General features: G+C 72.2%; 7 protein-coding genes. 5 read left to right on the top strand and 2 right to left on the bottom strand.

Annotated features, from left to right (window positions below; translation table 11 throughout):
* Positions 1-2608: hypothetical protein (locus ACWF94_RS27255; RefSeq protein ID WP_453493849.1), on the bottom strand; the 2608-nt coding region annotated here is incomplete at its 3' end.
* A gap of 201 nt (positions 2609-2809) precedes the next feature.
* On the opposite strand from ACWF94_RS27255, the gene ACWF94_RS27250 reads away from it, so the two are divergent.
* The 3 genes from ACWF94_RS27250 (at position 2810) to ACWF94_RS27240 (ending at position 4804) form a co-directional block, all read left to right on the top strand.
* On the top strand, positions 2810-3655 hold the full coding sequence (locus tag ACWF94_RS27250) for a DeoR/GlpR family DNA-binding transcription regulator (RefSeq protein ID WP_453493846.1): 846 nt from the start codon (positions 2810-2812) through the stop codon (positions 3653-3655).
* 38 nt (positions 3656-3693) lie between these two features.
* Complete coding sequence (locus ACWF94_RS27245; RefSeq protein WP_453493844.1) at positions 3694-4182, top strand: SRPBCC family protein; 489 nt, start codon at positions 3694-3696, stop codon at positions 4180-4182.
* Positions 4183-4321: 139 nt separating this feature from the next.
* The gene (locus tag ACWF94_RS27240; protein ID WP_453493841.1) at positions 4322-4804 is read left to right on the top strand and encodes an SRPBCC family protein; all 483 of its coding nucleotides are present in this window, start codon (positions 4322-4324) and stop codon (positions 4802-4804) included.
* A 32-nt stretch (positions 4805-4836) separates the two neighbouring features.
* Here ACWF94_RS27240 and ACWF94_RS27235 read toward each other — a convergent pair whose 3' ends face one another.
* Positions 4837-5970 carry a PLP-dependent cysteine synthase family protein gene (locus ACWF94_RS27235; RefSeq protein ID WP_453493838.1) on the bottom strand — a complete coding sequence of 378 codons (1134 nt, stop codon included), beginning with the start codon at positions 5968-5970 and terminating at the stop codon, positions 4837-4839.
* 212 nt (positions 5971-6182) lie between these two features.
* Between ACWF94_RS27235 and ACWF94_RS27230 the strand changes: the two genes are divergently transcribed.
* Together ACWF94_RS27230 and ACWF94_RS27225 are read left to right on the top strand one after the other, a co-directional pair.
* Entirely contained in the window at positions 6183-6506 is a 324-nt protein-coding gene (locus ACWF94_RS27230; RefSeq protein ID WP_453493835.1) for a hypothetical protein, read from the top strand.
* A gap of 463 nt (positions 6507-6969) precedes the next feature.
* Positions 6970-7527, top strand: coding sequence for an ATP-binding protein (locus tag ACWF94_RS27225; protein WP_453493832.1), 558 nt, complete (start codon positions 6970-6972; stop codon positions 7525-7527).
* The last annotated feature ends 90 nt before the right edge of the window (positions 7528-7617 follow it).

The raw sequence follows: 7617 nt of genomic DNA, 5'->3' as shown, positions 1-7617 counted from the left end.
GTGGGTGCTGCCGGGAGCGCCCGTACACGACCGGGTCCCTCAGCGGTTCGCCGTCGACCGGCGGATGCCTGCCGTCCGGGCCGACCAGGACCGGCCCGCCGATCGGGTCGGTGGGCCGCCACAGATTGCGCCAGCAGCTCACCTGGGTGCGCAGTCCCCTCAGGGCCGCGGGTCCGAAGTAGGCGGGGAACCAGCGTCCGTACAGCCGTTCCAGGGGGGAACCGTAGGTGAGCAGCGCGACCCGGCCGCGGGTCTCGGCGGGGAGCTGCCAGACGGCCGCGGCGGCGAGCACGCTGCCCTGGGAGTGGCCGGAGATGACGAGCCGTCCGCCCGCACGGTCGGTCTCATCCGTCCAGGTGCAGATGCGCCAGGTGAGATCGGGGACCGCGCGTTCCGCGTAGCAGGGCGGCGCGAAGGGGTGCGCGGCGCGCGGCCAGAAGGTGCCGACGTCCCAGAGGATGCCGATGGTGCGGCGGGCGGAGGCGTCGCGGTAGGCACGGCGGCCCCAGGTGACGAACAGTATGAAACCGAAGCCGACCAGCCAGGAACCCAGTGACTGCGCGGTCTCGGCGGCGGACTCGGCGAAGCCGCCGCCACCGGCGAACGCCTTGCCCGGGACCTCACCGCTCACCCAGGCGCCGGCGACCGCGCCGGTGCCCAGCAGCAGGGTGGCACCGGCGACGATGCCGACGATGGAGGGTGCGGAGTCGGTGAGGGCGGCGCGGGCCCTGGTGCCCGCGATACGGCGGGTGCGGACGGGGTCGGGGCGCCAGGGGCGGTCGTCGGGCCTGGCGGGATTCCGCTCGGCCGTGGCGTACTCGGTCTCGATGCCGCCCGCCATCCGGCGGGCCCGCCGCCAGCTCCGTACAGCGAGGAACACGGCGGGGACGAGCAGCACGGCCAGCAGGACGGGGATGACGGACGCCTGCCAGCTGAGCAGTACGGGGGGTCCGGGGATGGTGCCGTCGCCGTCCATACCGGGGGTGCCCGGTCCGTCGAGCCAGTCGGCGACCCGCTGGGCGATGCCGCCCGCCATCACCGCGCCGAGGGCGCAGGCGAGCATGGCCACGGCGGGCCCGGCCAGACCGGACAGGGCGGTACGCGGGTGGCGGGCGTGGCGCTGGAGGGCGAAGGCGACGACCGCGAGGGCGACCACGAGAGCGCCCTGGGCGAGGGCGATGATCCGGAAGGTGACCTCGCCGGGGAGCGCCCCGCCGGACACCCAGCCGGGCCGGGACCAGGAGGCGTACAGCAGGGAGAGCGCGAACACGGCGACCGCGCAGCCGGGCAGGAGCCTGACGGCCGCGCGGTCGAGCCGGGCGTCGAAGCGCCGCTCGCTGCGGCCCCTGCGCAGGACGACCCACACCACGGCGATGAGACCGGCGACGAGCGCCGACTCCAGCGCCCAGCCGCCTATCGTGAGGAGGGTGTTGTCGCCGTCGCGGTCGTGGCGGGCGGCGGCTCCGGTGACGGCGGCGGCGACCGTGAGGAATCCGGCGGCGGTGTGCGCGGCGCGCAGCCGGGCGACCAGCCGGCGGCCGTACCAGAAGCCGGGGCGGCCGATCGCGGGCCGGACGAGGGTCTCCTGCGTCTCGTCGCCGTCCGGATCGCCGTCGTGCTCGTCGGAGTCCAGAGCGTCCGGGGGCAGGGCGTCGAGGGCGAGGGCATCGGTGGCGATGGTGTTCGGGGCAAAGGCGTCGGGGGCGATGGTGTTCGGGCCCTGTGTGTCCCGGCCGGGAGGGTCCGGGGGGAGGCCGTCCCGGCCGGCGTCCGGGGCGGCGGCTTCGCCGGGTGCCGCGCGGAAGTTCCCGGTCCGCACGGTGTCGGCGGCGGGCCCGGCGGTCCGGGCAGTCCGGGCGGTCCCGGTCCGGGCACCGTCAGCGGCACGCGAGGTGCCCGACGTGCCTGCCGGGCCCTCAGCGCCTCGCGTGTCCTCGGGTGCCGCAGGGCCCCTCGCGCCGTCGGCCACGTCCTCGCCCGTGGGCGGGCGCTGGGATTCGTACGCGCTCCAGGTGCGGTTGGAGAGATACCAGAGCAGTGCGACGAGCGCCGCGGGGACCAGGGAGGCGAGCGCGAGCCGGCGGCCGGGCTGGGCCCACCAGCCGCCCTGGGCGCTGGAGAGGAACCCCAGCCAGGAACGCTCCTCCGCACACGCGTCCGATCCGGCGCACTGCCAGGCCACCAGATCGAGCGCGACCTCGCAGGCCGCCGCCGTCAGCAGCACGGTGAGGCTCAGCGCCACCAGCCGCACCAGCACTCCGTACGTACGGGTCGTCCTGGTACGGCCCCGGGCGCGCGGTCGCATCCAGTGCGCCAGATTCACCACCATGAAGGGGAGCAGCAGCAGCCACAGGGCGCGCGCGCTGTTGCCGGAGGTGAGATTGGACCAGCAGTACGCCTCCGGGATCGGCTCGTCCCGGTACCGCTCGGGGTGGTTCTCGGCCTTCTTGTCGTCGGTACGCCGGAACATCGCGGCTTTCTCGTCTCCGGAGACCCTGACCGTACGGGGATCGCCCAGCATGTCCTGCGGGCTGGCCCCGCCGACGCCGTGGACCAGCAGTTCGAGCGTGGGGCCGCCACTCTGCGGGACCGGAGTTGCAGGGGACACGTATATGACTCGCTCTCTCGGCGGATGGCCGATCCGTGCGCGACCGCGCGGGATTCAGGGTCAAGCGTCCCGGATTCTGACACTTCGCGGCAGGGCTCTCACCGAATCTCCGCGAGCACCGCGCCGAACGGTCCGTGGGAGGATGTGACGCCTGGGTGACAGGCGGTGTGTGACGACGAGACGGAAGGACCGGCCCCGGCGGTGACCGACAATCAGAACCTGCTAGCGGAGCAGCGGCGTGCCTTGATCCTCGACGAGGTGCGCAGGCGCGGCGGGGTACGGGTCAATGAACTCACCCGCAGGCTCAATGTCTCGGACATGACCGTGCGCCGCGATCTGGACGCGCTGGCCCGGCAGGGGGTCGTCGAGAAGGTCCACGGCGGTGCGGTCCCGGTGGTGGAGGCGAGCACCCATGAGCCCGGGTTCGAGGTCAAGTCGGCGCTGGAGCTGAGCGCGAAGGAGGACATCGCGCGGACGGCGGTACGGATGGCGGTGCCCGGCAGCGCGATCGCCCTCTCCGGCGGCACCACGACCTTCGCGCTGGCGCACCATCTGCTGGAGGTGCCCGATCTGACGGTGGTGACCAACTCCGTACGGGTGGCGGATGTGTTCCACTCGGCGCAGCGGTCGGGGGCGGCGGGGGCGCAGCGCCCCGGTGCGGCGACGGTGGTTCTCACCGGAGGGGTGCGGACGCCGTCGGACTCGCTGGTGGGCCCGGTCGCCGACCAGGCGATCCGCTCGCTCCACTTCGATGTGCTGTTCCTCGGGGTGCACGGGATCTCGGTGGAGGCCGGTCTGTCCACTCCGAATCTGGCGGAGGCCGAGACCAACCGGCGTTTTGTGCAGGCCGCGCGCCGGGTGGTGGTGGTCGCGGACCACACCAAGTGGGGGACGGTGGGGCTGAGTTCCTTCGCCCGGCTCACCGATGTCGACTCCCTGGTGACGGACGCCGGTCTTTCGGAGGCGGCCCGGCGGGAGATCGCCGAACATCTGCCGGGCCTGGTGGTGGCACCCGGGCCCGAGAGCGCCGGCGGACTGGGCGGCTAGGGCGTGTCGACCCCGAAGACCGTGTTCCGGTCGACCGGATGACCGTGTTCCGGCTGACACGCGCCGTTCCGCTCGGGGCCGTTGAGGTCTGGCGCCGGGTCACCGACTGGGGCGCGCACGCGGCGCGCATCCCCCTGACGACGCTCGCCTCGGTGACCCCGGGGCACATCGGGGCCGGCACCGTGTTCGTCGTCCGCTCGGCCGTGGGTCGCGCCGGCTTCGACGATCCGATGGAGGTGGTCCGCTGGGAACCTCCGGCGGACGGCCGCGACGGGCACTGCCGGCTGGAGAAGCGCGGCCGGGTCATCACGGGCTGGGCGGAGATCGAGGTGTGTGCCCAGGGACCGGGGTCGGTGGTGGTCTGGGCGGAGGAACTGCGTGTCCGGCCGCTGCCGGGCGCGCTGGATCCGCTGGTCGCCGGAGTGGCCCGGCGGGTGTTCGGCCGCGCGCTGGACGGGTTGCTGCGCGGCGACGGGGGCGGACCAGGCGGGCCTGGCCGAGCCGGTGGTCCTGACCAGCCCGGGTGACCTGGCTGACCCGGGTCTCCCGACCGACCCGGTGGCCCTGACCAGCCCGGTTGTCCCGACCGGCCCGGGTCATTGGGCAGTTGGCACCCTGAAGGTTGGCGTGAGAGCCTCGCGTCATCCCCTATCCGGAGGTATGGACATGACCCGCCGACTCCGCGCCGTACAGCTCGACTTCATCGAATCCGCGCCCCTGCGCCTGACGTTCACCACCGAAGTGTCCGCCCCGCCGGACGCGGTGTACCGGGCACTCGCCGAGGATTTGCCCGGCTGGCCCGACTGGTTCGACGCGATCTCGGAAGCCGTCCCGACCCGGGAGGGCGCGGGCCGGGAAATCAAGCTCCGGATAGGTTTCCGCTTCGAGGAGACGATCCTGGCCGCCGATCCCGCCGAGCGGTACGCGTACCGCGTCGACGCCACCAACGCGCCCGGGCCGAGCGCGCTGGTGGAGGACTGGCGGATCGCTCCGGCCGGCAGCGGCAGCCGGGTGCGGTGGATCTACGCGCTCGACGGATCCGCGCCCGCGCGGGCCGTCATGCGGCTGCTCGGCCCCGGGCTCGGGGTCTCCTTCCGCGCCTCGATGCGCAAGCTGGAGCGCAGACTCGCGAAGTCCGCCACGCTGTAGGACACATCCGTGACGGGGGCGCGCGGGACGGATCAGTCCGGCCAGACCCCCGTCGACAGAAAGCCCTCGATCGCCGCCGTGTATGGCGCGATGTCCAGGCCCTGCTCACTGAGCCAGTCGTCGGAGTAGTACTTGTCGAGATAGCGGTCGCCCGGGTCGCAGAGCAGGGTCACCACACTCCCCCGCTCCCCGGCCGCCACCATCTCGGCGATGATCTTGAGTGCGCTCCACAGCCCGGTGCCGGTGGAGCCGCCCGCCTTGCGGCCGATGGCGCTGTCCAGCGCGCGTACGGCCGCGACGCTCGCCGCGTCGGGCACCTTCATCATCCGGTCGATGGCGCCGGGCAGGAAGCTCGGTTCCATCCGCGGCCGGCCGATGCCCTCGATACGGGAGCCGCTGTCGCTGTGGGCACCGGGGTCGCCCCGGGTCCAGCCGTCGAAGAAGCAGGAGTTCTCCGGGTCGGGCACACAGATCCGGGTGTCGTACTGCAGATAGCGCACATAGCGGGCGATGGTCGCCGAGGTGCCCCCGGTGCCGGCGGTGGCGACGATCCAGGCGGGCTCGGGGTAGCGCTCCAGCCGCAGCTGCTGGTAGATCGATTCGGCGATGTTGTTGTTGCCGCGCCAGTCGGTGGCCCGCTCGGCGTAGGTGAACTGGTCCATGTAGTGGCCGCCGGTCCGCTCGGCGAGCGCCGCCGACTCCGCGTAGATCTGCCGGGCGGCATCGACGAAGTGGCACCGGCCGCCATGGAATTCGATCAGCCGGATCTTCTCGGGGCTGGTGGTGCGGGGCATCACGGCGACGAAGGGGACCCCGATCAGTTTGGCAAAGTACGCCTCGGAGACGGCGGTGGAGCCGCTGGAAGCCTCGATGACCGGTCTGTCGGGTCTGATCCAGCCGTTGCACAGCCCGTAGAGGAAGAGCGAACGGGCCAGCCGGTGCTTGAGGCTGCCGGTCGGATGGGTGGACTCGTCCTTGAGGTAGAGGTCGATGCCCCACCGCTCGGGCAGCGGAAAGCGCAGCAGATGGGTGTCGGCCGACCGGTTGGCATCCGCCTGGACCTTGCGGACGGCCTCTTTGAGCCAGGCCCGGTAGTCCGGATCACTGCGGTCGACATCGGCGGTCGCCGCTGCCCCGCCCGTCACTCGCCGCTCTTCGGTGCTCATGGCCGTCATACCTCGCGATGTTCGGTCCAGCCTGTCCCGACTGCCACAGTAAGCCCCTCACCTGGTCACATGTTCGCTTGGGGAATCCATAGGGGTCACTTGTGGTTGAGGGTGTGCGAGGCTTGTCGGGTCGTGTTCACTCGTACTGGTGCACACGGCCGGAGTTGGGCAGACTTCCAGCAGGACGACGCTACGAAGGGGGCGGTGGGCCGATGGCGATGACTGAGCCCGAGTACCGGGCCACAGGTGTACGGATCGAACGATGGCCGCGCTCGCTCACCAAGGCCGGGCAGGTGCGGATCAAGGACGGCACCCTGGAGTTGCTCACCAGCGCCGGCGGGGTGATCGACAGCGCTCCGGTGGACGCGGTCAGGGCGGGCAAGGCGTGGTTCGCCGATGAGGCGAGTGCGGCGCTGACGGTCAACGGCAAGCGCTATCGGCTGACCATGGGTCAGCGCGACCACCGGGCGGATCCGGAGACCCTGACCGGGCGGTTTCTGAAGGCTGTGCACAAGGCCGGCGCCCCCGAGAGCTGATCCCGAGAGTTGCCTCCGGGAGCTGACCCCGTGCGCTGAGGACCGCCCCTCACCGGAACGGTCCGTCACCCGGGCGGTACGTCACACGGGCGGTACGTCACACGGGTGGCCGGTCGCCCGATTGGTCGCCCGCCCGGTGGTCCGTCGCCGGGTGATCCCTCACCCCGGCGGCTCGTCACCCGAGTGGCGCATGCCCGCCGGCCGGGCGCCGCCGGGCATGAGGCGTACGCCGTGTGCGCTCCGGCCCACCGCCCGTCCGGCCCATGAGCCGGGAAGTGCTCCCGCTCCGCGCGGAGCGCCGAGTTGCGGGACGGGTCCGGCTGGTTCACGCTGATCTCACATCACTCAGGGTGCATCGGCGGTCACGCTGTGAACCAGCGTCCGCCGACCAAGAATCAGCAGGCGGCCAACTGCTGGATCCGTCCTTCGTCTTCTTCCGGACCTCTTTCGGGGAGTCGCAGCCGTGATCAGCCCGTCAAGCAGGCACTGCACGGTGGAGCTCCAAGCCCTGCCGTCGCGGATCGGTCAGGTCCGCAGAATCATTTCGGCGCAACTGCGCTACTGGCAACTCGATCCCTTGATCGACCAGGCGGCGCTCGGCGTCACCGAGTTGCTGACCAACGTCCATCAACATGCCCAGCCGGACAAGATGTGTGTCGTGGACATCGAGTTGCTGCTCGACCGGCTCACCGTCTCGGTCCATGACCACGACCCACGGCTGCCGACCGTGCGGACCGTGCCGGACGGCGATCTCTTCGCCACCTCCGGGCGCGGACTCGGCCTCATAGAGGCCGTCAGCGAGAACTGGGGCGTACGGCCGCGGGGCGAGACCGGCAAGACGGTCTGGTTCACGCTCGCCGCACCCGCCCCCGCGGGCGCTCCGGCACCGCGGCCGACGGCAAACGAGACGGCCGCGCGCGAGCCGGGGAGCGACCGGGCGGTGACGGACGAGCGATTCGCCCAACCCGCCGCCGACAGGGCGAGGGAACACGCCGGTACCCGGTCGGCCGTCGTTGGCTGACCGGGACCACGGCTCCAGGCCCGTACGGCCCATGGCCCCTGCGGGCCCAAGGACTGTACGGGGCCCAAGGACTGTACGGGGCCCATGGAC

It is taken from the genome of Streptomyces sp. NPDC055078 (assembly GCF_053607985.1).
This window is presented reverse-complemented; position numbering and strand designations above follow the sequence as displayed.

Coding starts and splice junctions, on each gene's coding strand:
- ACWF94_RS27245 (WP_453493844.1), top strand. CDS start 3,694: ATGACCGTGTTCCGGCTGACACGCGCCGTTCCGCTCGGGGCCGTTGAG.
- ACWF94_RS27240 (WP_453493841.1), top strand. CDS start 4,322: ATGACCCGCCGACTCCGCGCCGTACAGCTCGACTTCATCGAATCCGCG.
- ACWF94_RS27235 (WP_453493838.1), bottom strand. CDS start 5,970: ATGAGCACCGAAGAGCGGCGAGTGACGGGCGGGGCAGCGGCGACCGCC.
- ACWF94_RS27230 (WP_453493835.1), top strand. CDS start 6,183: ATGGCGATGACTGAGCCCGAGTACCGGGCCACAGGTGTACGGATCGAA.